The sequence below is a fragment of the Candidatus Venteria ishoeyi genome (assembly GCF_030378065.1).
GTDB lineage: Bacteria > Pseudomonadota > Gammaproteobacteria > Beggiatoales > Beggiatoaceae > Venteria > Venteria ishoeyi.
Window position 1 is genome coordinate 1 of sequence record NZ_JAUCGJ010000041.1, and the last position, 26355, is coordinate 26355.

At 45.0% G+C, this 26355-nt stretch carries 15 protein-coding genes and 2 tRNA genes; 5 read left to right on the forward strand and 12 right to left on the reverse strand.

The genetic code is table 11. The annotated features are described in order from the left end of the window. Window positions 1-189 precede the first annotated feature (189 nt). The 6 genes from QUF61_RS13315 to QUF61_RS13340 all read right to left on the reverse strand — a co-directional run bounded on the left by QUF61_RS13315 (window position 190) and on the right by QUF61_RS13340 (window position 6070). Window positions 190-576, reverse strand: coding sequence for a hypothetical protein (locus QUF61_RS13315; protein ID WP_289682109.1), 387 nt, complete (start codon window positions 574-576; stop codon window positions 190-192). Window positions 577-1124: 548 nt separating this feature from the next. Beyond that, window positions 1125-1200: transfer RNA gene (locus QUF61_RS13320), tRNA-Lys, on the reverse strand. Window positions 1201-1221: 21 nt separating this feature from the next. Next, window positions 1222-1297 (reverse strand) — tRNA-Phe (locus QUF61_RS13325). A gap of 57 nt (window positions 1298-1354) precedes the next feature. Further along, complete coding sequence (locus QUF61_RS13330; RefSeq protein WP_103921433.1) at window positions 1355-3610, reverse strand: RelA/SpoT family protein; 2256 nt, start codon at window positions 3608-3610, stop codon at window positions 1355-1357. Continuing rightward, complete coding sequence (gene rpoZ, locus QUF61_RS13335) at window positions 3579-3839, reverse strand: DNA-directed RNA polymerase subunit omega (protein ID WP_103921432.1); 261 nt, start codon at window positions 3837-3839, stop codon at window positions 3579-3581. The genes QUF61_RS13330 and rpoZ overlap by 32 nt, the downstream gene beginning before the upstream one ends. A 74-nt stretch (window positions 3840-3913) precedes the next feature. Further along, the gene (locus QUF61_RS13340) at window positions 3914-6070 is read right to left on the reverse strand and encodes an SLATT domain-containing protein (protein WP_289682111.1); all 2157 of its coding nucleotides are present in this window, start codon (window positions 6068-6070) and stop codon (window positions 3914-3916) included. A gap of 306 nt (window positions 6071-6376) precedes the next feature. Here QUF61_RS13340 and QUF61_RS13345 point away from each other — a divergent pair, with 306 nt between their 5' ends. Then, window positions 6377-10015 (forward strand): ligand-binding sensor domain-containing protein, encoded by a 3639-nt coding sequence (locus QUF61_RS13345; protein WP_289682112.1) that lies wholly within the window; start codon window positions 6377-6379, stop codon window positions 10013-10015. Between the two features lie 283 nt (window positions 10016-10298). Here QUF61_RS13345 and QUF61_RS13350 read toward each other — a convergent pair whose 3' ends face one another. Then, window positions 10299-11351, reverse strand: coding sequence for an SEC-C metal-binding domain-containing protein (locus QUF61_RS13350; RefSeq protein WP_289682113.1), 1053 nt, complete (start codon window positions 11349-11351; stop codon window positions 10299-10301). A gap of 169 nt (window positions 11352-11520) precedes the next feature. Between QUF61_RS13350 and QUF61_RS13355 the strand changes: the two genes are divergently transcribed. Continuing rightward, window positions 11521-13764: a prepilin-type N-terminal cleavage/methylation domain-containing protein gene (locus tag QUF61_RS13355; RefSeq protein ID WP_289682115.1), complete on the forward strand. Its 2244-nt coding sequence runs from the start codon at window positions 11521-11523 to the stop codon at window positions 13762-13764. Here QUF61_RS13355 and QUF61_RS13360 read toward each other — a convergent pair. The 4 genes from QUF61_RS13360 to QUF61_RS13375 all read right to left on the reverse strand — a co-directional run bounded on the left by QUF61_RS13360 (window position 13732) and on the right by QUF61_RS13375 (window position 19801). Next, a complete protein-coding gene (locus tag QUF61_RS13360) occupies window positions 13732-16701 on the reverse strand; it encodes an EAL domain-containing protein (protein ID WP_289682123.1) in 2970 nt (989 codons plus the stop codon). The genes QUF61_RS13355 and QUF61_RS13360 overlap by 33 nt on opposite strands. 71 nt (window positions 16702-16772) lie before the next feature. After that, complete coding sequence (locus QUF61_RS13365; protein ID WP_289682126.1) at window positions 16773-17729, reverse strand: PDC sensor domain-containing protein; 957 nt, start codon at window positions 17727-17729, stop codon at window positions 16773-16775. 69 nt (window positions 17730-17798) lie between these two features. Beyond that, window positions 17799-18596, reverse strand: a complete 798-nt coding sequence (locus tag QUF61_RS13370; protein ID WP_289682128.1) for an AAC(3) family N-acetyltransferase — start codon at window positions 18594-18596, stop codon at window positions 17799-17801. Beyond that, window positions 18596-19801 carry an ABC transporter substrate binding protein gene (locus tag QUF61_RS13375; RefSeq protein ID WP_289682129.1) on the reverse strand — a complete coding sequence of 402 codons (1206 nt, stop codon included), beginning with the start codon at window positions 19799-19801 and terminating at the stop codon, window positions 18596-18598. The genes QUF61_RS13370 and QUF61_RS13375 overlap by 1 nt, the downstream gene beginning before the upstream one ends. Window positions 19802-19969: 168 nt before the next feature. On the opposite strand from QUF61_RS13375, the gene QUF61_RS13380 reads away from it, so the two are divergent. Together QUF61_RS13380 and QUF61_RS13385 are read left to right on the forward strand one after the other, a co-directional pair. Then, window positions 19970-22858: an adenylate/guanylate cyclase domain-containing protein gene (locus tag QUF61_RS13380; RefSeq protein ID WP_289682131.1), complete on the forward strand. Its 2889-nt coding sequence runs from the start codon at window positions 19970-19972 to the stop codon at window positions 22856-22858. A 228-nt stretch (window positions 22859-23086) separates the two neighbouring features. Continuing rightward, entirely contained in the window at window positions 23087-23326 is a 240-nt protein-coding gene (locus QUF61_RS13385) for a hypothetical protein (protein WP_103920553.1), read from the forward strand. Between the two features lie 335 nt (window positions 23327-23661). Here QUF61_RS13385 and tnpC read toward each other — a convergent pair whose 3' ends face one another. Continuing rightward, window positions 23662-25434 carry an IS66 family transposase gene (tnpC, locus tag QUF61_RS13390; protein ID WP_289682134.1) on the reverse strand — a complete coding sequence of 591 codons (1773 nt, stop codon included), beginning with the start codon at window positions 25432-25434 and terminating at the stop codon, window positions 23662-23664. Window positions 25435-25757: 323 nt separating this feature from the next. Between tnpC and xrtH the strand changes: the two genes are divergently transcribed. Further along, window positions 25758-26264 carry an exosortase H gene (xrtH, locus tag QUF61_RS13395; protein ID WP_289682135.1) on the forward strand — a complete coding sequence of 169 codons (507 nt, stop codon included), beginning with the start codon at window positions 25758-25760 and terminating at the stop codon, window positions 26262-26264. Window positions 26265-26355: the final 91 nt, after the last annotated feature.

Here is a 26355-nt window from a genome sequence, read left to right on the forward strand (position 1 = left end):
ATGGAATGTCAAATCTTCACGAGCGGGGGGCGCGGGTAATTTACGTGGCATGTAACCTTCTCGGGTTTAGTTTTATGATGACTGGGGGGTATTTTAACCTTTTTTGAGTGAAGCGGGAATTGCTGATGATGTGTATTGACAAACCTAACGGCTAAAATCAGCAGCGGATACGTCCGCTGAATTTTTTTGTTATGCATCGTTTTTATAATTTTCAATCCATTCTTCTATTTGAATTTCGAAGTTTTCCATTTCTTTTTCACTCAAATTATCAGGGACATATTCCATTTGCAACCATAATATAATATGACGTATTATTACCTCGAGAGGAGCCTCACTATGCTGTTTTATTTTTTCCGCAATTTGAGTTATTGTCAACTTTACATCATCAGACAAAATTATTTTTCTTTCATTTGTATCGACCAAAGCATCTCTTAAAAACTCATTGATATCATCAATCGCCTGCATTGCGTCTTCACCGTCTTTAGTGTCAAGCCATTCCCCAAATCCATCAATGAAATTATCAGGCTGTTCACTAACTGGTTTAAAGATATTTCTCTTTTTTTTCTCAAACATCATTTCAAAGTGATTTCCTTCTGTGTTTTGTTGAAAGTATTTGAATCAATAGCATAATGTGGTAGGCCCCTGGAGAGGTTGTCTGCTTGATCTTCCTTGTTCCGCGGCATATCCGCCGGAACAAGTGGCTATATAGTTTCTGCATAGCATCCTAAAAAATACCCTTGTAATGCTATCAGGGTCAAAACTCAGCATGTACTAGCTGTATATCATCCCGTATGGCATGTTATACGGGAAACCAGATAAGTCGAGAACCCAACATATCCGATTAAAACCGGTAAGCTGCTGGGGGGTAATTCAGAACTTGCTACAAATTTATTACAGCACATATTACATTAAGATTGCAATCAATTGATTTAGTTGATGAGCTGTATAGTAATCAAACCTATAACCAATGGATTAAGAGCCTATTGCAGTGCAATCATGGCTAAAAATCAGAAGGATATTTCCTGCAAAATGACTAAGAATATAAAGGGGGGGGGACTGACTTAAAATTTGCTACAATTTTGCTACAGCAGCATTATAGTTAATTTGTAAATTATTGAATAAAATGGTGGGTCGTGCTGGATTCGAACCAGCGACCAGCGGATTAAAAGTCCGATGCTCTACCAACTGAGCTAACGACCCATATTGGGGGGGGATTATTGATGGTGGCCAGAGGTGGAATCGAACCACCGACACGAGGATTTTCAGTCCACTGCTCTACCGACTGAGCTATCTGGCCCGTGTCCAAACAATCCGCGTATTAAACAATACTACGGCTTGGCTGTCAAGATTTTTTTTATGTTTTTCGGCAAAGTTTATGAATATGTTTGAGCTTTTTCAAACGACGTAAAATTTGTGCCAAATGTTGACGGTCTGTTACCAGGATTTTTAATATCACCTGAGTGATATTGTGATTTTGCCGGTTGCTTTCTATTGACTCAATATTAATGCCTAATTGCGCAAGGCGCAGGGTGGATTGTGCCAAGCCGCCGGGGGTGTTGAGCATTTCCAGGTATATGGTGACCGGGAATTTGCCCTCAATGTCTTCTGCCCAGGAAAGATCGGGGCAGCTATTTTGCATTTGTTGCGCCAGTTGTGGACAGTTTTCCCGGTGTACGGTAATGCCCTGCCCTGGTGTTATCAGACCTTTAACCGGATCACCAGGAATCGGGTGACAGCATAAACCCAATCCAACCACCATGCCTTCACTGCCTTTAATTAATAGCGGCGTGTCGGCTTTGGTGTCTGTGGGTATCAGGTTGGGTTCATTTTCCTGCGCGAATTCTTCTTCATGCAGATAATGCGCAACCGCGTAAGCAAGTCGTTTGCCCAGACCAATATCGACCAGCAGTTGATTAAAGCTGTCTACTGAGGTGCTTTGCAACAAGTGCAGGCGCTGGGTTTCGGTAAGTGTTTTAATTGTAGTGTCATAACGTTTTAATTCTTTGTTGAGCAGACGCTTGCCCAGATGTTTGGCTTGTTTTTGGTCAATACGATGCAGATAACGGCGAATCTGACTACGCGCTCTGGCGGTAATTGCGGAATTAAGCCATTCCGGTTTGGGAATCGACCATTTTGCGATAACAATTTCCACCGTCTGCCCATTGCGTAAAACAGTATGTAAGGATGGCGTATTGATACCGTCAATCTTTGCTGCAATCAGGTGGTTGCCAATGTCGCTGTGTATGGCATAAGCAAAATCCACCAGTGTCGCGCCACGAGGCAGTTCAATGGTTTTGCCTTTGGGGGTAAATACATAAACTTCATCCGGGGAGAGTTGTATCTTAAACATCTCCATAAAGTCCATATCGTCAACAACATTGGTTTTCAGGAGTTTAATGTCATTAAACCATTGCCCCGGATAATTTTTTGTGCTGGTTTTTTTATTCAGCTCTTCACTGCTGAGTTTATATAAGTCCTGGCTGGTAATGCCATAGTCTGCAAAGTGCTGCATTTTTTGTGAGCGAATACGCACTTCCAGCAGCACTTGTGGATGTTTTTTTTTCGAGACTATCACTTTGCTGTGCAGTGATTGGTAATGATTACGCCGGGGTACGGCAATATAATCTTTAAAGCTGCCGGGGCGATGTTTGTATAAATTATGAATAACCCCTAATACGCGATAGCACTCATCTACACTGCTGACCACTATTTCCAGGATTAATTGCTGCCTGCGCATTGCCAGTTGTCCATGCTGGTGATGGGCTTGTTGATAAATGGGGTAACAACGCGGTGCAGCAGGCTGGATGTGGGCTTTAATATCCAGTTGTTCTAACTGGTATTGAATCTTTGCTTCAATTTGTAAGTGAAAGGCTTGCTGGGTCTCGTTGTGCTGAAAAAAATAATGCTGAATAATCTGGCTGCGCCAGGGGTATAAGGCTTTAAATGCCAGACTTTCCAGTTCCCAGGCAATCCTGCCCATGCCCAGACTGAGGGCAATTGGCGCATAAAAATCGATGGTTTCCCGAGCAATGCGGCGGCGTGAATCCGGTTTCATGTATTGGATGGTGCGGATATTATGCAGGCGATCAGCAAGCTTGATAATAATCACCCGCACATCACGGATGGTGGCATGAATCAGTTTATAAAAACTGGCGGCTCTGGCACGGGTTTTGTTTGGGAAATGGCGACTGCGCAGTTTACTTAATCCATCAACCAGTTCAGCGACCTGTTCGCCGAACTGCTTTGCCAGTTCGTCTTTGCTCAGCGGTGTGTCTTCCAGCACGTCATGCAGTAAAGCGGCAACCAGTGAAGGTTTATCCATGCCTAATTCGGCAAGAATACCCGCCACGGCCAGTGGGTGAAAAATATAGGCTTCACCACTGCGTCGGGTCTGTGTTTGATGAGCCTCGGCTCCCAGCAGGTAGGCGCTGAATATTTCAGATATTTCTTCTGCTGACAGATATTTTTCAACGATTTTACATAAATCGCCAATCTGAAAACGATGATTATTAATCTGAGCCAGACTAGGCTGACTGAGCTGAAAACCTGAGGGACTTTGCTCAGTGTTGTTATCTGTCTTAGTTGTTATTTGTTCCGACATCATCGTCATACACTAAATCTTCCAGCATAGCAGAGCTGGATTCCTTGTTAATCAGGTCGAATGTGACCAGGCCTTCTGCGATTTCCCGCAGTGCCAAAACTGAGGGTTTGTCTTTTTCACCGTCGAGCAGGGGTTTTGCGCCCAGAGAGAGTTGCCGTGCGCGTTTACTGGCCAGCAAGACCAGATTAAAGCGGTTGTCAACGTGATCCAGACAGTCCTCTACAGTTAAACGTGCCATGTAGTTATCCTTTATATGTACTTTACAATTGAGAACCGCTTAGTTTAACGGTATAAGTGAATATTTCAACTGCTTTAATGCGAAGCACCAGGTACTTGTGCTGTGAGTGTTGTTTCTGGTTTTGCTGTTTCCAGATTTTCATGCTCTGCCAATTGCTCCTGCTGCTCTTCTTTTAAGGCTAACAGGGTATCCTGCATTTCCTGTACCCAACCACTGAATTCACTGTGTAAGGTGCGTTCGCTTTGCCCGACCATCAAATTAATATTCGCTTGTTTTTCCTGTTCGGCACTGGGCAGTGCAGTCCACCAACTACGGATATTATCCAGCTCTGAAGCGGCTTTATTATATTTTAACAGGGTGGTTTCAATTTGCTGATAACTGAGATAAGTCCCCAGTGCCGCCACCAGAGAACTGGTCAGCGCAATCCATAATTCCAGACCTACAGCAGCGAGCAAGGTGCCGATGCCACCAAAAATATAAATCCAGATTTGCAGGCGGTAAAGTTTTTTCTCCAGTTTCACGGTTTTACCCACGTAATAATTTAACTGGTTTTCCAGACGGTAACTGAGATATTGCTCCGGTGACAGCGGACTGTAACCATCATCGGCTTCGGCAATGCTGTTGCGTGGTGGAATATTGTTTGGGGAAGGGTGCAGGGCGGATAAATTGACCTCACTTTGCATCAGTTGGTCACTAATTAGTTTCAGCCGATCATCGAGTTTGATTTCCTGGTTTTTTTTCTCACCTGCTACGGGAAAATAAATTTCTGCCTGGGCGCGATAACGGAATATCTCACGTTTAACCGCTTCTGCGCTGCTGCGTAATGCCAGCCATTTATTGCCATTATTAAAGCGATTTGCTGCCGCCAGCAAAGCGGTCACGATAATCGGCACCAGTATGATCAGATTTTGCAGGGTATTGGATATAAAGCGAAAAATGGCTTCAAAATAAATAAAATGGTTTTTAACCCAATGGGAAATCCGTTCCAGTATGCGAAAATCCCTGAGATTTTCAACCAATTCAATATGTTCGGGGATGGATTCAACAGGCGCTTGATTATCGGCTGGTAGCTGTGTCAGCAATGATGTCTCATCAGGTTCAATGCCCTTATCTTTGAGTTCCTGACGAAGTTTCTCATGCTGTTGGTACACGGCGATAATACTTTTAGGCGGTTCATTATATTGCGCCAACATGCCATTTTGATATAAGTTCAGCCGGTAGGTATTGATCAAAGCCAGTTCCCGATCCAGTGTCCCTTGCAGCAAGGCCATTGCCGTGCCCAGCACGCTTAACACGATAATCGTCATTTGTACCCGATGAAATGTGCGTTGTTGACGGGTGGCATTAAAATCATAACGTGCAAAACGCTCCCAGGCCTGTTTCAAGGTGGTGTCACCGCGTAATAAACGGCGGATTAAACGCTGTAACTCGGCAATTTTTTTATCCAGCACATCATCTAAAGAAAACAGGTATAAACGTCCTTCAGCCATGATTTCAGCCAGTTCTGTATCTTCAATAAAATCGGGGGGATTGTTTTTAAGTTCCGTGATTTCATCGGCCAGACGTCCACTACCGGAAATGACAATCACCGGCCAACCCATGCGCACGCTATGTAAAATCTCCGTGCGGGACAGGTCTCCACCATTAACCAGAATGCTCAGCGTGGGAATATGCTGCGCCATTTTTTCAATTATACGATTTTTCAGCGGAATCTCTTCCCCCCAATCGGGTGCATCTGCCAGCACAAAATGGGAGTGATTGGATTCCAGTTTCGCGCTTGCACTCGATTGTGCCGGGGTAGAAGGCGCTTCCAGCGCACCCTCTTCAGCAGGCAGCTTCGCCACGTCAAGGCTGTTTTCAGATAAGTCCACTAAAGGTGCGGGTATCACGCCAATTAAACGGGAACGATAATTGCGGTCTGCAACGCCCTGCCCCATCATCGCCATTACCCCGGAATCGGTGCCGCCATCAATGAGATCCGCGCCGGTTTCGGCAGCAGCAACAGCAATACCACGACTGAATAATTGTTGCAGACGGCTGCTTTTTTCCGCTTCCAGGCCATCTGCACCGCCAGAAATGCTAATCAGTGCCTTGGCTTGTTTATCCAGGCCCAGGGTTTCCAGCAATGGGGTAATTTCTGTATTCAGTGGTGCTGTTATCGCTTTGGCACTGCGACCATTTTTGAAATGCAGGCTTTGTGCTGGCGTGCTTTCTGATTCTGGTTTTTTCATGTTTTATCGCTCTGATTCATCAGGCCAATAGAAATTCAGGAAATGCTGAAAAACTTCTGAGGTACACTTAGGAGTGAGGATAAAATAAATACAGAAACTGGGCGCAGGATTTTTATTCATTTTCAAGGCGCGAAAATAGGCGCATAGCAAGCTATGTAACTGTTTTCGGAACGCAGAAAATGGAGCAAAAGGCCAGCCTGGTTTCGGGAATTATAAAATCCTCGTTCCTAATCATTCAAGAAAAGAATATACCGCATTATTTGAGATAAATCGCCTATGTAATTTAAAATAGATGGGAGTGGAATCATGAAAGTTTTTTTACAATTTATCATATCAATCTGCTTGTTGATTGCAGGCAATGCACTGGCTGCTTTGAGCTTTGAACCCGCAACGCCAGTTATTAAAGCCGGGGAATCTGTCAGTATCCAGGTACAGGGCACGGGTGACAGCATCCTTTGGAATCCCACTTTGGGCAGCATCGCCGGTATTGGTGAGCGCGTGACCTATACCGCACCCGCACAAGTGGGCATAGATGCCATTGCGGTCATCAGCGGGATAGAGGTTGGTGTATTAAAAATTACCGTTGTACCCACCAGCAGCAATGATAATTTTATCGCCCTGGACAAGGCGCAATGGCGTAATTTTGCCAATCGCAGTGACATCCAGGCCAGCAGCAAAACCAGTGACGGTAAAATTCTGTGGCTGGGCACCCGTGGCGGCCTGGAGCAACGCGATGCCGCTACGGGGCGTTTATTACAGATATTCAACCGCCTTAACGGTTTACCCAGCCCCCAGATACAAGCCTTAGCACCGGATGAGGGAAATGGCGTTTGGGCCGGTACCAACGCAGGGCTGGCGCATTTTGACGGCAGCCAATGGGCCACTTACACCAGCGTTCAGGGTTTGCCGGGGAATGATATTAAAACCCTGAGCAGCGATAACGCAGGCGGGGTTTGGCTTAGCAGTTTTGGCGGCACTCTGGCACACATCAGCGCAACTGGTGATATCACGCCAGTGGATGTACCGGCCTTATCTGCGGGTGATGAAATCCGCGCCATGCTGGTTGATGCTCAGGCCAATCTCTGGCTGGGCAGTAACCGGGGTTTATTACGGCGTGACAGCGCAGGGCAATGGGGACAATTAAATAGTAGTTCCTCGGAACTCCCCCACGATACGATTAATGCTTTGCTGGCTGATGGCAAGGGTGATTTATGGCTGGGAACCCGTGGTGGTTTGGCGCGCTTGGATGCAGCAGGGCAATGGCAGGTGTGGACCCAAGATAATACTGGGGAGAATATGGGCTTGCCGGATAATGAAGTGCTCAGTCTGGAAAACGGCTACCAGGGCGTTATCTGGATTGGCACGGCAGGCATGGGAGTGGTGCGATTTGATGGCGAACAGGACTGGTTAATCCTGAATACGGATAATTCTGATTTACCCAATAACCGGGTGAATGTTTTAATCGTCAGCCCCCAGATTTTTTCTCCGTTGTGGATTGGCACCACAAACGGTCTGGCAGGTTTACAAAAAAATCGCTGGTTAGTGCAGGAAGGCGATAATGCCGGTTTGCCGGGTAACCGGGTGCAAGCACTGGCTGCCGATGATGAAGGCGGGATTTGGATAGGCACCTTTGGTGGCAGTCTGGTATACCGTGATGCCAACGGAGACTGGGTGCTCTATAACACCGAAAATTCTGAGCTGCCCGATGGTTTTATTCAAGCCCTGGCGCACGATGGTAAAAACCTGTGGATAGGTACTGGTTTTGGTTTGGCGCGAGTCAATGAATCCGGCACTTGGAAAGTCTATACCCCCAACAATTCTGACTTGCCGCAGCAAAGCATACTCAGCTTGCAAGTGCTGGGGGATACTTTATGGGTAGGTACTGAAAATGGTGGTTTGGCCCGTTTCCAAAATAATACCTGGACAGTCTACAATACCCGCAATTCTGAACTGCCAGATGATCAGGTGGATGTGATTGTTACCGATAATAGTGGCGGCATCTGGATTGGCAGCGAACGTCTGGGGCTGGCCTATTTAGGTAATGATGGGCAATGGCAGGTATTTGATAAAAGTAATTCTGCTTTACCCGGTAATCGTATTTATGCCCTGCGCCACAACCATCAGGGCTTATGGATAGGCACTGATGGCGGTTTGCTTAATCTTGCTGAAAACCAGCAATGGCAAGTTTTTACCACTGAGAACAGTGAACTGCCCGGCAACCGCGTCTATGCCTTAAGTCATGACGGCAATGGTGGTTTATGGATTGGCAGCGGCGGCATAGCATCCGGTGGCCTTGCCCATTTCAGCAAAAATGAGGAATGGACGGTGTTTACCACGGCAAATTCCGGTTTGCCGGATAATACCGTTTCCAGCCTGCAAAACGACAGCACGGGTAATCTGTGGATAGGCACGGAACAAGGTGGTCTGGCCTTGCTGGAATTTGGTCAGCGCCGCCAACTCAGCAGTCTGGTGAGCAATAGTACTTTGCAAGACCAGTTATATACCGATAAACGCGCCGCTTTGATTTTTCACCCTAATGGCATGGGCGTGGGTTATAACCAGGCGGAAGCGGTGGATTTTATGGCGCGTTACACCTATCAAACCCTGTATGCCAGGGGTTATGATCATGATGAAATCTATTTTTTGTCCTATCGCCCGGACATGGATATTAACCAGGATGGGCAAACCGATGTCAATGTGGTGGATGCGCCGGTTGATTGGCAAAGTTGGCAGGCAGGCACGGCAGCGCGGGATTTAAGCCTGGAAGATATTACCCAGGCATTTGACTGGGCGAAAGAGCAGGGTACGCTGGAACAACCGCTGCTGCTGTTTTTTATTGATCACGGCCTGCCCGATCATCTACTGCTGGAACCTACGGGGCTGCAACTGTTGGATGAAACCACTTTTGCCGGTTTGCTGGATGATTACCAAAATGTGACTGGTAACACGGTTATCGTAGTGCTGGAAGCCTGTCATACGGGTTCTCTGGTATCTGCGCTGCAAGCGGAAAACCGCATTATCATCACCAGCACCGATGATGATTTAGCCTATTATGATGACTTGGGTCGCACTTCGTTCATGCGCTCGTTCATGGATCAAATGCGTTTGGGTGATAGTTTTATGAGTGCCTGGCAAATGGTCAGCGCGGATATACAACAGCAACGCTCACCGCTGAACCGCCAGCAGCCACAATTGGAAGACAGTAGCAATGGGATATTGGCGCAACAGTTTTGCATGAATGGTTGTTTTGGTAGTTTGCCGGGGCTGCTCACCATGACCGTGGAACCCCCGCCTGCCGTAGTAGAACCTGGGCAAACTGTGGAACTCAGTGTGGAAACCAATATTGCCGGTGGCAGCGTCAACCGGGTCTGGGCTTCGGTCAGTACCCCGGAAACCAGCAGCCAGATCACCGACCAAGGGTATGCGCGGCAATCCAGCCCCATCACCTATTTGCGCCGTGCTGATGATACGCACTGGAATGGGGTATTTGATGAATTTGGCCTCAATGGTGAATATCAAATTAGTGTTAAAGCCGAAGATAACACCGGGTTTGTCACCGATGCGCCAGCGGTTATGGTTTCTGTCAGCAGTGGCTCTAGCCTGCAAACTTCCAGTCTGGATATGCTCAGTAACCCCATGCGTATCAGCCTGCCAGTCTTAGCGGTTCCCGTCAGTCTGGAGCAGGAAGTGTTTTACCAGCTGGATTTATTGCTCAGCAGCATGGAGCCTTTGCAGTTTACAGTAGACCTGGGCAGTTTAGTGGAAATCACCGAAACCAGCGGCAGCAGCCATGCTTATTTTGAAGCGGCAACGGGTTTGGTGCAAATTCCCCTGCTGGCAGTGGATGATGGCTTGGGCGGCATGGTGCATTATCAAATTACCATGCAGGTGATTCAATCCAGCCCGGAGATTATATTAAGTGTGGAAAGTATCAGTTTATCCTGATTTAGGAGCAAGAATTTTATAACTTCAGCAACTTGGCTGGTCTTTTTCTCCATTTTCTGCGTTTCGAAAACAGTTACATAGCCTGCTATGCGCCTGTTTTCACGCCTTGAAAATGAATAAAAATCCTGCGCCCAGTTTCTGTATTTATTTTATCCTCACTCCTTATTGAGATACTGATGTCCAGGTTATGGTATTTATAATATCGTTCTGTATACAGCCAAAACATAAAATACCTGTATATTTTTCATATTTAATTACCTTGATTATTGTTAACTGCCTATTTCTAAGCTACGAACTTGTCTTTGTTCAAACAACATTTTTTGTATTTCTTGCCGCTACCGCAGGGACAAGGATCATTTCTACCTACTTTTACTTTCTTGGGAGAGGGAGAGGAGGGAGAGGAGGGAGAGGAGGGAGAGGAGGGAGAGGAGGAAGCTAATGCCTTTGACAAGAAAGAGCTGGATTCCAAAAATTGATCGGTAGCCTGCTTTGCTTTCAGGTGTTGCTCAAGCAATTCCGGGGGTAATTCATTTTCATCATAATTAAATTTTGGTCTTTTTGTACTAAGCCCCAGTTCATATTCAACCCAAGCTAAACTTCCATGGACTCGCACATCGACTTTTTTAGCTTTATGCGCTTCCCGAATTAGATCAATAGCCTCAACGGCTTTTAAACTACACAAGCTACCTTCAATGAAGCCGTTGAGTTCATAAGGGTTGGTTTGATAATGCTGAAATTGGGTGATAAATATATCTTTACACTGCTCCAACAAGTCCGAATGATACTCCGCGATTTTACGCAAAGATTCAGAAGCCAAAGTACGTTGTGAATCGTGCAAGGTATTGTCTGCTATGATGGGTGCCAAGACAGGAATGGCAGATTTTCCTATCAAAGCAAAAATATCAGGAAGCTCATTACATAGCCAGTCTGCATTAGCATTGTATATATTTTCTACAATCGGAAATAAACTCACCAGCGCAGGCAGTGCTTCTGCTGCACCTAATTGTCCTAATGCGCGAGCTGCATGCGTAGGTGCCCAAACTTCCTTGCTGTCCCCTGGTGCCCACAGCAGTTCTTTATCTGTCAGGATTTCAATCAGTTCTGGAATATGTTGTGTAGTTATGCCGAATTTTTTTTGGTAATCAAGCCACTTATCGCTGTGTTTATAAGCTTTATCCAAATCTGTGCTGCTATCCAGTATCATTTCCGTAACTGCTTCCGGCCCTGTCTGTAGCGCTTGTTGCAGTTTTTTTAGTTTTTCAAGATTGGGCTTCGGTTTAATATCGGTATCGCCTAATTGCAACAATTGGCTGACTAGCTTGTCATAACTCATCATATATCTCTTTTCTGTAATGGTTCAATGATCTTGGAAGGTGTTATAGCCTATAATTTCTCATAAATACAGAAGTTCTTGCACAAGGAGTGTCGGAATTAGGATAATTGACTGCGGAAAAGTGGATATTGGTCGCATAAAGCGCAGATGTTATTTGAAAGGTGAATAAACCATGAAAATGCAACAGCACAAAGCGTTTACCCTGATTGAATTGATGGTGGTGATGGCAATCATTGGCATATTATCGGCTTTGGTGATTCCGCAACTGGCGCGTCATTTTGCTGATGAGCAAGACCTCATAGCACCGGAGGTGGCTAAAACAAAGAAACAAGCAGCCGATACCACGGGTATGGTTAAGCCAGCCGCGCTCCCTGTTGTACCAGGGAAAGTGCCGGAACTGGAGTCCCTGTCTGCTGATATTCAATTGCAAACCGGTCACCGTCTGGATGGCCTGAATGTACATACCTGGTATGAAGCTGCGTTTACCGCACATTTTGTTTATCGCCCGGATAAGACTGTTGATGAGCCGGTGAAACTGGTTTTTCCATTTCCCACAGGCGCTATCGGTGCCAGGGATGTCTCTTTGCAACTTAAAAATGTGGAAGGCGAATTCAGTGAACCGGACAATGTGATTTATGACTTAAAAGGTATTTACTGGCATGGTGAAGCGGCAAAAGATAGCTTGTTAAACGCCAAAGTGACTTATCGTGCTGCCGGTCTGGATCGTTTTGTCTATCGTCTGCCCGGTAGTGGGCGCACGCCAAAAATTCAAATTAAACTCCAGCACCAGGGCACGGGCAGCCCACATGTTCCGGCAACCGCCTTGCAACCCAGCGCAGAAAATGCAGCAATACTGAATTGGGATTTTAATAATCTGGTCACCCAGCAACGGCATATCGTGGTTGAGTTGCCTGCGATTATGAGTCCTATCGGGCGGGTGATACTGCTGGCAAAACTGGCGGGGCTGGCGGTATTTTTATTCGGCGCGGGCTTTTGGTATATGGCGGAAGCGCAGCAACCGGGACAGTTAAACAACTTCCGCTGGGGACATTTTTTATTATTGGCATTGACCTATTTCCTGTTTTTTGTGATTTTTGCCGTGCTGATGTTCCGTTACCAGACTTCAACGCTACTAGGGTTGAGCTTTGCCGCCCTGTTGTCTCTGCCCTTGTTGATTTTGCATGTCTCCTCAAATTTGGCGGGGCAGCTCAAGTTGCGCTTTGCTTTAACCCATGTATTGCCGTTAGCCGTTTTCACCCTGGGTCTGGTGGTTAATGGCGTTTATGGTGGTGAATACCGGGAATATCTGTATATTGCCGCTGCCGTGATGACCATGAGTTATTTTACCTGGAGCTACCCGCGCTGGGCTGCCAAACGTCGGGCTTATCGTAAAACCCAGCGCGATCTGGGCAAGCGCCGTCATCAACAAGCACGCCTGAATGAGCGCCAGCGGGAGCTTCAGCAAAACCTGGAAGACGCGGGTTTATATCAGGATAAGGTCAGTCTCTGGTTGGCAGAAAGTGATGATCAAGGCTTACAGCGCAAACGCCACCAAGTTGAAAAGGCCGCTGCCAGCATCAGCACCTGCCAGACAGATTATCCGGCATTAAAAATCCGTTTAGCTGAATTAAAACTGGAAGCAGACGACTATGCCGCAACAGCAAAAAATCTGGAATTGGAACTGGATAAACAACTGGAACGCTTAAAGCAAGTCTATCGGCAACTACAGGAATCGATGTCGGCTTTGCTGAGCCAGCGCGCCAGTCAGCGTAAAAAACAAAAAGAAGCCCGCCAGCAATATGACAAAGCACTGCAATCAGCATTACAGAGTTGGTTTAGTACAATCAATAAGGCGGAATCCCGTGATATGGAAGTGGAAACCGCGCTGCAAAACCAGGATCCTGAAACTTTGCAGGAAGAACGCACGCAATTGCTACAAATTCGGGGTAGTCTGGAAAACTTGTTAGCGAATAAGGATTTCAGGACGGCAGTGGAAAAACTTAAAGATATTGAGGCTGATGACAAGCACAGTCAACAGGCGCAACAGTTAAAACGAGACATTGAGCGCCAGAGCAAACAGGTTTCCAGTCTGCTGGATAGGCTGACAATCGCCTTGCAACAACTTTACAGTCAGCGTCAGTGGCTCAAGCAACAGGCCAGCAGCGGACAAGCGCAGCAATCCCATTGTCTGGCCTGTGGTCACAGTATGCCCGAAGGTGAGTTCTGCTTACATTGCGGTGCGCCGCAACCCCAGCAGCTTGATTGTCAGCATTGTGGTCATCGCTATCCGCTGTCACGTCATCTCAGCGCATTATGGCCGCCACCGCAAGCACTGTACTGCCCGGCTTGTGGTAAACAATATACGCCGTGGCCTCCGCAAGCATCAATAATTGAACTGTCTGATAAAATCCAGTAATTGTTTATTGGGTAAGGGACGGCTGTAGAGATAACCTTGTAAAATATCACACTCGTTCTGTATCAGAAAATCCCGCTGGGCTGTGGTTTCCACGCCCTCTGCAACCACCTTAAGGCCCAGCTTATGCGCCAGTGCAATCGTTGCGGAGCTAATCGCTGCATCATTGGCATCCGTTTCAATATCTCTGACAAAAGTTTGATCCAGTTTCAAGCTGTGTATTGGTAGACGTTTAAGGTAAGCCAGTGAGGAGTAACCCGTACCAAAATCATCAATGGTAAGTGATACGCCTAACTTATCGAGTTTCTCTAAAATTTGTATGGCTTGCTCTGGGTTTTGCATCGCAACGGTTTCTGTGATCTCAAGTTCAAGTTGTGAGGGCGGAATGTGATATTGTGCCAGCGTATTTTTGACAAGATCAAATAGATCGCCTGAGAGTAGCTGGTGTGCAGAAATATTAACTGCGACATAAAAATCGGGTAAGCCCATCTGCCGCCATGCTGCCACTTGCTGACAGGCACATTCTAAAATCCAGCGGCCTAAAGGCTGAATTAAACCGCTCTCTTCAGCAATGGGGATAAAACGTGCGGGAAAAATCTGACCCTGTAGTGGGTGATGCCAACGAATAAGTGCTTCAACACCGATTAGTTTTTGTTGGGTAACAGAAACCTGGGGTTGGTAATAAAGTTCCAGTTGATTTTTACTGAGTGCGTGGCGTAATTCACGTTCGAGTAACATACGCTCTTGCGCAACAAAGGTCATCTCTTCTGCAAAAAATTTATAACCACACTTACCTTTGCTCTTAGCCTGATACATGGCAGTATCAGCACATTGCATCAAGTCTTCAACATATTCACCATCAGTGGGATAAAGACTGATACCGATACTGGGTGAGGTATGTAATTCCTGACCATTGATTTGATAGAGGGCGGAAACGGCACTGACAATTTTATTGGCAATGTTTACCGTCACCTGACTATCATTAAGGTGGCTTAATACCACAATAAATTCATCACCACCCAGGCGTGCAACAATATCACTGTGGCGTACACTATTGCTGATACGTTTTGCCACCGCCTTTAATAGCTCATCACCTAAATGATGACCCAGCGTGTCATTAATATTCTTAAAATTATCCAAATCAATAAACATCAGCGCAATGGAATGGTTATTTTGACGTGCCTGATCGAGTATTTGTTGTAGTGCCTCTTCCAGACTGAAACGATTTAATAAGCCGGTTAATGTATCGTTATGCGCTAATTGATGAATACGCTGCTCAGCCGCAATTCTTTCGCTAATGTCAGTAAAGCTGGCAACATAGTTGCTGATTTCTCCCTGTTCATTATGCACGACGGAGATGGCTGCCCATTTTGGATAAATTTTACCATCACGTTGCTGATCCCAGAGTTGCCCTTGCCAGTAACCTTTTTCTTGTAGTGCTTGCCACAACTGTTGATAAGTTGCTGGAGTCGTCTTGCCTGAAGCCAATATTTTAGGATCTTTCCCTTCCACTTCATGAAAATGGTAGCCTGTCAGTCGGGTAAATGCCTCATTGATGGCAATAATTTTATTGTTGGCATCGGTGATTAAAATGGCTTCTCCACTGTTTTCATAAACACTGGCATAAAGCCTCACTTCGGCTTCCGCATGTTTACGCGCACTGACATCATCATAAACTGCAACAATTTCACCTGAAGGTAATTTAAAAACTTTGTTTTCCACCCAAAGCTTATGGTGTTCATCTGTATAAAAAGTTAAGGGATGAAAACGATATTGCCCATCCTGGTAAACTTGTTGAAAAATTTGAAATAGACCAAATTCAGGCTTATCAACGCCTGGAAAACACTCTGTCACCAAACGCCCGCAAATCTTATCCCGGGAAACATTTGAAATACGTTCTCCCGCCTGATTCATATCCTTAAAAATAAAATTACGACCATTTTCTACCGCTTCATAAATCGCAACACCGCTGCTCATAGACTGAAACAGCTCTCTGAAACGTGCTTCACTGTCCTGTAAACGTGTGGTGAGCTGGTTTCTGAGCATAATTTCTGTTTTCAGGTGCTGATTCCAGTGGTAAAACAGCCATAATAAAAAAGCCAAAGGGGCGCTGATGATAATGGCGGTGCCAAACATTTCCTGTTTCGAGTAGCCTTGTTCATATTTAACCGATAACCAACGCCGTGATATTTCACTGCGTTGTTGCGGAGAGAGTTGCGCCAGACTTTTATTTAATATACTGATGAGTTTAGGCCAGTCACTGCGTACTGCCATTGCTTGCGTGTGATCGCCAAATTGGGTTGGGGCTGCAACTTTAAGATTGTTGAGTCCTAATCGACCAATAAAATAATTGGCAACTGTTAAATTACCCACATAGGCATCTGCTTTGCCAGTGGATACGCGTTTCAAGGCATCTGGCGTACCGCCATTCACCACAATTAATTCGGCTCCAGGCACATGCTTTTGCAACAATTTTTGCATGACATAACCGGCTTCAACTGTAACCCGTTTGCCATCAAGATCGTATTCACTGTTAATCAGTTCAGCGCTTGTGCGGGTAAAAATTACCCAGGGTAAATGCAGGTAGTCTTGGGTAAAGCCCATTTGCAAGGCGCGCTCAGGTGTTTGTTTAGCCGTTAGTAATATGTCATATTTTTCATGCTGGCTAATTGCCTTTAATGCATCTTTCCAATTGCTATCATGGATGTAGCGAATCCGCAGCCCCGTCATTTCGACGATTTTATTCATAATATCAACACTGATACCCTGGACAGTGTTGTTATCAACAAAATGAAATGGTGCGAAATTACTCACCCTGACCCGCACTTCATGATTTTCTGCCAGCCAATGCAATTCGTCCGCACTAAATTTGAGATGAGGTGTGTTTGCCTGTGCGCACAAAGCAAAAGCCAAGAGATAAAAGAAACATAGCAATTTCATTGCAAGCCCCGTACTTAAAGTTAAGAGTCTAAATTCAGGCTTAGGAGATGGTTTATCAACAGTTTTTCAGCTTAAACACCTAAGGCACCGAACCAAAACTTAACACCATTATTTAGAAATTCATCATAAGGCAAATAATGCGAGCCATCACAGGAAAAATTCAACGCAACCATGCCATTACAAACATTTAAGGAGCCAGCGCGTAAATAGATATTGTCATCAGCAAAACGCAGGGTGCGAAACAGGTTAAATACCGGCATGATCTGTTGTGCTGGCACGATTGCGCGTTGTGTATAAGGCATGTGGGGATAAGCCAGACAAATGTCCGGGTCGCACAATTCTTCGATGTTGAGGATACGATAAGAATAAGGGTTATCAACCAGCCAGATTGTGCCGCGATTGCTGGAAAAATGCAGTTTGCCGTGAAACACGCCATGTTCAAGGATGAGTTCCTGTAATAAGGGTAATACCATGTCCAGCTGCCGATCCATCTCACTTTCCGTGCGATGTTGTAAAAACAAACCGCCACGAATTGCGGGATCACCTTTAATCTGCCGCCAGCTATTCGGTTCCTGGTATACCCCCAAACTGCCAGGCAGTTCACGCAAGTCGTAATCAGCGCCCAAAAAACCAATACGCTCACCGCTTTCATCACGGATAACCTGAATGGCAGTCAGTGAAGGGCGTTTTTTATTGCGACTGATATAGGCTTCGGATAACTTAAAATCAGTGTGTCCAATGATTTCCTGCATATAAGGTCGAGTCATGCGATTACGTGCAAAATGTGACAGGTCTTGTCCTGTACGGGTAATATTGGCTGTGACCTGCACGCCTTGCGCATCCAGTACATAAAGGTGCTTGCAATAACCAATATTTGGCAGTTCGGCTTCCAATAAGGCTTCCAGCTCAATACGTAACTGCATAATTGGTGGGCAGCATTTAGCAAGCTTTAATAAGGCCTTGCCCAATAACAGGGTCAATTTTTCCCGTTGTTGATTAACACTTTGTTTTAAAGTGGGTGTATCCATTAAACAGCTCCAGAGTTTATATACAGTCGAATGACATATCAAAATAACAGCATTGCGCAATATCCGTGATTATGTCAGCCACGGAAAATCAGGACTTTGTTGTTGACTGATTAAAAAATAAGGATTGTTGTCAAGTTCAGGTTCCAGCACCTGCATGAGGTTTTGTGCATAAGTCCAGCGCAGGCTGATATTTTGCTGTGAATCTTCACGTAAGATGCCCTTGGATTGCAGAAAATCAAGGCGTTTTTTCTGGTCATAAAAGGGCTGCATCACGCCATGTTGGTTAAGCTTGCGTAAATAAGCCGGATAATTAATGAGCTGATGGTTTGTAGCGTTATGATAAATCTGACCCGATAGCATTTTGAGCTGGCGATAAGGCACTTGTTGTTGCCATTCCAGTTGATGAATCAGCGTAGACCAGAAACCGGGCATATCAATATTTAAAATCACGGCATTATTGCAATATAAATGTGCAAATACACTATTTTTGCCAAAACAACAGGGACTGTTTAAGCAACTTTGTTGTGCGAGATAGTTGTGGCTGTCAAGCAGGCTGTAAACCGGATCTGATGTGCGCGGCATACCTGATAAACGCAGTTCTTCGGAAAAACGCCCGGTTTCTGCATGAGAATACAGGCGATGAAAAATCCGACCCATGCGGAAGCTGGTAATAGTATAAGCAGGGATTAATATGCTATAGGGCTGGAAAGACAATAAAGCGGCTTTAATCTGTTGGCTCAATGCGGGATAACTCAGGCGGGTGCACTGCTGTAAACCACGCAGACGTGCGTGTACCATAATAATGCGATGTTTGGGGAAGGCCAGTTTTTGCAATTGTGCTTCCAGCCTTGCTTGCAGGCTTTCCATTATTCAACTTGTGGCTGTTCTATGTCCTGATACACTTCATCAGCAACCCCAAGCATTTCAATGGAAGGCTCAAAGCCAATCAACTGCGCAGTTTTCATATTCAGTGCAATTTTCGGGGGATTGCGGAAAAACTGTGGCAGGTCACGGGGTTTTTTACCATTTAAAATTTTGGCGATGGTGTCGGCATAAAATTGTCCGACAAACTTAAAATCAGATAAGGCCATACTGAATAAAATACCACGTTTGACATCCTGACTGCCAGCCTGGGAAAAAGATGGAATGTTATGCTCTAGCAGTGGTTGCACCAGCTTTGGCATATTAGCGCGGGTGGCTCCCGGATGGCGCACCCGGTAAAGGGCATCGATTTTAGGGGCTAATTCCTGATAACATTGGGCCAGGTTTTGTTCTGCCGTTTCTGGTTCCACGTCATTAAATACAGCATAACAGCGCACTAACTTAAAACCTAACTCACCGGCAACTTTTTCTACGGCATCAATGGCTGAAAAGCTGCGGCCTTCCTGAGTATTTTCATAAACAATGCCCAGACGCTTAAATGGGATAATGTCATAAAATAAACGTACCTGGCGCTGATGTCTGTCTGGATCAACTTTTGCGTGAATATGCTCAAAACCGGAATCATTAACGCTGAGGATGATACCCGCCGCAATCGGATCAGTTGTGGATAGCACCATCGTTGGCACCTGATGTGCATTGCTTGCCATATCCTGACCGGCCCAGGTACCCATTGCCAGCATAAAATCAATATCCTGAGTTTCATTCAGGCGCTCAAGTACGGTGTTGCGGATCATAAAACGTTGTTCTTTATCCCAGTTTGCAGACCAATAGGCGTCTTCTACAAATTTCAGATAATTACTGTTGAGGTTTTTTGCCATCCATAGCCATAATGCACTGTTATCCCGGAGATCGTCCTGTTTAGGCAAATCGGCTTGTTCAATCCAGCCGCGATTCATCAAGCCTTGCACGACTGCCAGCAGGGTGCGTTGGTAAGATTCATAAATACCACCCTGAATATAACCCACGCGCCATTTTTTGCCATGATTACTGACTGGCATCACTGCTTCAATGGAAGAAACAGTTCTGGTTTCAGTTTCGGCAGAGACTGTATTAAAATGAAATAATGTATTGGCGTGATTTGAAGTCATGAGACCCAGAATGAATATCAAGGTCGAAATCAATGGTTTCATACAGCGGGTTTCCTGAATTTTGAGAGTGTATTCATGTTTAAACATCTTAAATTGCGAGGGCGGTTGTTACTATCGTTCTTTTTAATCACCTGCATCTCCACCGTATCTATGACGGTTTTTTCTATTTATTATTTTTCAGATAAAATCCGTAGTGAGGCACTGCTCAATATGCGTAAGCATATTCAGTTGGCTGATTTAATCTACCAGAATCAGGTTAAAGAAATCAAAAATACCAGTCATCGCCTGTCGCGGCAAAATGCATTAAAACTACTGGTACATTTTGAGATTAAACCCAAACTGGCAGGTCACCTGGATCAATTTTTACAAAATATTAATGCGCATCAGTTAATCGTGGTCAATCCACAAAAACAGCGTCTGGCGCAAGCTGTCAAACCTGATTTTGAAATCTTAAATAATTTTCAGGATTTTACCCATAATGCACTGCTGGAAGTTGCACTGAAAGAAGATCGCAGTGTTGCCAGTTCTGAACATATTAAGCTCAATGGGCAATCATTTCTGGCGATTAGCGCAATCAGTCCCATTCATCGTAGCGACCGGGTAAAAGCACGGTCTAATGCACCCAATAAACGCTCGGATAATAGTGCAATCATCGGTGCGGTTATTGTACATTATATTTTAAATAACAATGCACAACTCAGTGAAAGGATTCAGGATTTGCTGGGCGTGGATGCTGTTATTTATCAAAATGGACAGGCGATTAATTATAAAACACTGCAACACACGCTTAGCCCGCCACATATTAAACCCGCATTGTATCAACAACTCATCAGCACCCCCGGTAATCTGGAAGTGGCAGAAATCGACTTTGATGGCCAGTTAGCCGAATATCAAAGCGTAAAAAATATTAGCGGTCAAGCGATTGCGGTACTGGCTATCAGCCGTTCTGCCGCGCCTTATATGCAAACCATCTTAAAAGCAGGTCTGAGTATGCTGGGCATTATGCTGTTTTGCATTATTGGCGCTTCCGTGCTGGGTTACTGGCTGGCACACAGCATACTAGGGCCGTTAAACCACCTGCTCAATGGTGTTAAACGTATTACTTCTGGAGATTTATCCTATGAAATCAGCCTTGATTTAAAAGATGAAATGGGTACGCTGGCAACTGCGTTTAATGGCATGTCACGTCAGTTGCATGAATTGGTGGAAACGCTGGAGCAACGTATTGAGCAAGCCACCCATAAATTACAAAATGCCCTGGCTCACCTGGCCGCCATTATCGACAATATGCCTGATGGTTTATTGGTCACCGATAACCGTACCCTGATTATCCAGGTTAATCCTGCGTTGTCAGCCATGTTTCCCAATTATAACAATCCAGAATCAGGCTCAGAAAGCCTGCTGGAAAAAGAATGCACCCAGTTTAATGCTGAAATCAGTGAACTGATACACCAGTCCCGTTTATATCCCAACAAGGTACACAGCGCGGAAATTAAACTGGCAGGTGAGCATATCGGGCAGGCCGTCGCCACTGCAATCATTCAAAAAGATAGTCTTCATGAAGAGGCCGGGACTTATATTGGCAGCCAATATATCGGCAGCGTGGTGCTGATTCGGGATATTACCCGTGAAAAAGAAATCGATCAGATGATGAAAAACACGATTGATACCTTAACTCGTGTTGGCACGGCATTATCGGCTGAAAAGAATCTGAATACTTTGCTGGACTTGTTTGTGGCGGAAGCGCGTAATGTCTGTCATGCCGATGGCGGTACTCTGTATGTACTTAAAGATAAACAATTATATTTTAAGATTGTACAAAACCAATCCATGAATATTTTTATGGGCGGAGATTCCGGTCACAGCAACACCCTGCCTGCGATTTCCATTGATGAAAATAAAATCTCTGCACATTGCGCAAAACATAAGGAAGTGATTCAGGCAGAAGATATTTATCATGACCAACAATTTGATTTTTCCTCCACCATTCAATATGACGCGGAAATGGGTTACAAAACTCACGGCATGTTAGCGATTCCCATGCTGGATCGGCGCAATCAAGCCGTTGGTGTTTTGCAGTTGATTAATCCCACCGATCCCAAAACCGGGGAAGCTGCCCGTTTTGAAAAAAACCAGATTGAAATCATTTATTCTTTAGCCAGTCAAGCGGCGGTTGCGGTTGAAAATATTCATAGCCAGGAGCAGATAGCGCGTAAAAATGCTGCATTTAAGCGTTTTGTACCTACGGAATTTATCAGCCATCTGGGTAAAAAAGAAATTGAGGAAGTTAAACTGGGCGAGGCCACCCAGGAATCTATGTCGGTTTTATTTTCCGATATTCGCGCCTTTACTTCTCTGTCCGAGCAGCTCACCCCGGAAGAAACCTTTAACTTTCTGAATATTTACCTGCAAAGCATCGGCCCTAATATCGTTGGCAATGGTGGCTTTATCGATAAATATATCGGTGATGCGATTATGGCACTGTTTCCCGGCAAACATCCCTATACCACCGATAATGCCGTTGCTGCCGCTATTGGCATGATCCAAAGCCTGCAACTGCTGAACCAATACCGCAAAACACATGAGCAATTTCCAATTTATATCGGCATCGGCATCCACACCGGCCCGTTGACGCTGGGCACCATCGGTTTTGAAGAACGCATAGAGAGTACCGTTATTGGCGATACGGTGAATGTCGCTTCACGTGTGGAAAGCTTAACCAAACAATATGCGATTAATATCGGTATCACTGAATCGACCTATCAATGTTTAAACAATCCAGATGACTATTTAATTCGGGAAATTGATACGGTACAAGTCAAAGGCAAGGCGCAATCACTGACCATTTATTCCATACTGGATGCAGAACCTGAAGCCCGAAAAGTACAATTTCGGGCCACGCTGGATGATTATCATCAGGCACTGAGCCTGTATAAACAACGCCAATGGCAGGAGGCAGTGGATATATTTAACCATATTGATACGCTGTTGCCAGGAGATCGCATGATTGAAATCTATCAGGAACGCTGTCACAGTTTGTTGGAAAAACCACCGCTGGAAGGCACCTGGACGGGGGTGACGCGGCTGACTAAAAAATAGACTATCATTGCTGGTGGGGCAATTCTATATTTTATATTTAAATTTTATATCTAAATTCTTTCCAGGCTTTTTCCAAATAGCTATTTACATGCTAAACTTGAAATATTTATATCTAACCTGAACCTAATATAAAATGTTTTCAGGGAAGGATATTAAGATTTAGTGTGTATTATCAAAATACTTAGCATGTGTTAGCAAAAAATTTTACTATAGCACGGAAAAACTATCATGTTACAAAAAAATGCTTTAGCCTGCGTGGTTGCCTTGTTATTACCTAGTGTGGCTTTTACTTATAACACTGGGTTTGATAAAAATACATTTGATGACCTGAATAATTTATTTAATGAAATGGATACAAACCAGCAGGTGAAGATATTACCTCATCTGACCCTGGAAGCACTCATGAACATTTCTGTCACCAGCGCTTCCAATATGAGTAAAAAAACTCGGAAGCACGGGCTTCAGTGAGCGTGGTTAGCGTAGAAGAGATTAAACGTCATGCTTAGGAGTGAGAATTTTATAACTTCAGCAACTTGGCTGGTCTTTTTCGTAAATATTCCGTCTCCCCATTCCCAGTAATATCAACTGATTGGCACTTTATTTAGGCACTATTTCAAGGGATTTCCCTATAAGTCTTTGATTTGAACACGCTGTTTGTCAAGTTGTGATGGTAAAACTGAGCAGGACGATTGCCTGGTTTCCAGCAATGCAGGATATACCCATTCAACAGACACAATGGCGGCAGAGTATCCTCAAGTATCAGAGTTATTTACTGCTGAAATTGTGTCTGCAGTAATGCTTGCTCATGAGTTGAGATGAGTTTGTACTGAATTTGCAGGAGGTGCTTGGGAGGGATAGGGACGAGTCAATTCTGCCCTGCGCGTTTCATCCATCAACCAGGGGATGAATGAATTTATGTCTTGGGGTGCTTTGCCAGCATTTTCGGCACAGGCAGTAAGATAAGCCATTAACCAGTGGCGCTGATTGATGTCCCAAACCCCCAGGGTTTGGGTAATAGAAAACAGGGCTGCTGCTAACTCCGCGCTCCAGATGCTACCTGAACCGTAGTAGCTTTTGCGACCTGTTACTGGACCGCGAATAGCATTTTCTCCTAAATTATTATCCATCGGCACATCTGGGTTTTCGATAAATACGGTGAGTCCCTGCCAATGATCAAGCAGGCTTTGATAGACTTTTTTTTGTTTTATCTGGGCGCTATTTGAGCGTTTGCTTGCTTGGGACTTATTTTGTTGTTTGTTATTGTCCTGCATTATGCCTTTGCTGGCTTCATCATGCATGCGTTGCAGTGCATCTTGCAGGGTTTGCTGGCATTGAGTGAATTGTTTGGATTGTTCGCTTAACGGCAGTTCTGGATTCCAATGCTCAAGCCGCAATTTGTTCAGATGATAGATATTACCAATCCGTTCTTTCCAATCCAGTCCCCATTCATTAAGTTCGGCAAAAGCACGCCCAGCGTCAAGAAAATCACGTCGTACATGCGCCCAGCAGAAAGCAAGGATAATGTTGTCTGCTAATCGCGCGAGTTTTTTGTAGGCGCTGTAGCGATCGCAGATAATGATGACGAGGTCATTTTGCAAACCAGCAAAATGAGCGCCAGGAACGGTTGCGCTACGACTGGGGTCAATGCAGTAGAATATGACTGATTGAGAGCGAGTAACCCACAGATACCAGCGACTACCCACTTTGCCTTCAATTTCTACGAAGACTTCCCAACGGGTTTCGTCATTATGGAAAATTTTTTCTCCCATTTGTCGGATGTAGAGTGCTTCCAGTATGGGATCGAACAAGTGTGCCAGATTTTTCAGTCCACCTGCCAGTGTCCCTGGAGAGACGGGACACCCCAAATCTTGCAAGCCTTGCAAATAGCGATTGGCTGGCTGTCCATAACGGTATTTATTGAGTATTGCTTCTACCCAGAAGCTGACATTATAGGAACTGTGGGGAATTAACGTGGGTGGTGGTGGTGCCGTAATTATAGTGGGAAGGTGATTGTCACACGTACACCCCTGATTACGTGTATAGGCTGGTCGTGAATAGCGACGGGTGTGGGCTTTTACCTCGACTTCTATCACATCGCTTTGTTTGTCTAATTCAGGTTTGCGAATATGAGGGAGTCCACAATCAGGGCATTTTTTCTGCTCATCCGGTAAATCCAATGGGGCGGTATGAACAAGAGGTAGATTAGGCCGATTAGTCCGACCATGACCGGGGCTACCCGGTTGTTGTCCTCGGTTACGTTTGGGAGCTTGGTCAGAGTTATTGGTATTTTTTTCAGAGTTTTGTTTCTTGCTTTTTTCGCTACTTTTACCGAATAAACGTTTATTAAGGTCATTAATTTTTGCATCTTTGAGGATTATTTCTTCCTCAAGCGCTTTTATTTTAGCCTTATCCCGAATCTGTTGAGCTTCCAGATAGTTTATCCGGCAACGCTGTTCTATATCCTGCTGTTTGGTAATAATTATCGTTTCTTGAGCAAAGGGCGCTGGCTCATCTGAGGTAAAGCAGACGATTGGTTGAACGCCATCTGAGGAATGTGCTGTTGTCGTAACTTCCATGGGCTATTTTATACACCATTTTCCTCTTGCTGTACTACTTTTTTTCTCAGCTGATAGGATGACCGAATATTTACTCTTTTTCTCCATTTTCTACGTTGTGAAAACAGTTACATAGCTTGCTATGCGCCTGTTTTCACGCCTTGAAAATGAATAAAAATCCTGCGCCCAGTTTCTGTATTTATTTCATCCTCACTCCTTAGGAGTGAGAATTTTATAACTTCAGAAACTGGACTTATTTTATCCTCACTCCTTATCGCTTTTAATTCCGTTTCGTGTTAAAAAAGTACCCATGAAAATAACCATTTTTGTATCTGGGAAATTTGATGGGACTGTTTTTTTTACGCTTTCTGCTAATTCTTGTGGTTTTGTTTGTACTGGAAATGAGTATGCCGGTACAACAGATGCTGATTTTACCCTGGACAACACAACTGGCAGCATTGTGTGGCACGTTGGTACACTATTTTGACCCCGGCGTATTGGTCACAGGTGCGGAAATTCGCAGTAGTGATCGCAGTTTTGCTGTTGTGATTCGTAGTGGCTGTAATGGGGTTGAAGCCCTGATTATTCTGATTGCCGCGCTGTTTGCCTTTCCCGCCAGCAATGCTTATCGTGTTACGGGTTTACTGATTGGCGCACTTGCGGTGCAGGGCTTAAACATCATACGCATTATCAGCCTGTTTTATCTGGGGCAATGGAGCTTGTCTGCTTTTCAGTGGGCGCATTTATATGCCTGGGAAGTGCTGATTATGCTGGACGTGCTGATTGTCTTCATGCTTTGGTTGCGCGCCCTGCCGATTCCCAAAAATCATGAGCCAGTTATAGCGACATAAGAAAGTAACTTAGCCGGTGCTGTATGAGTCGTGATTTTTTCTGAGGGACAACACCCCTGAGCCGCTACCTGTACAAGATGATCAGAAGCTA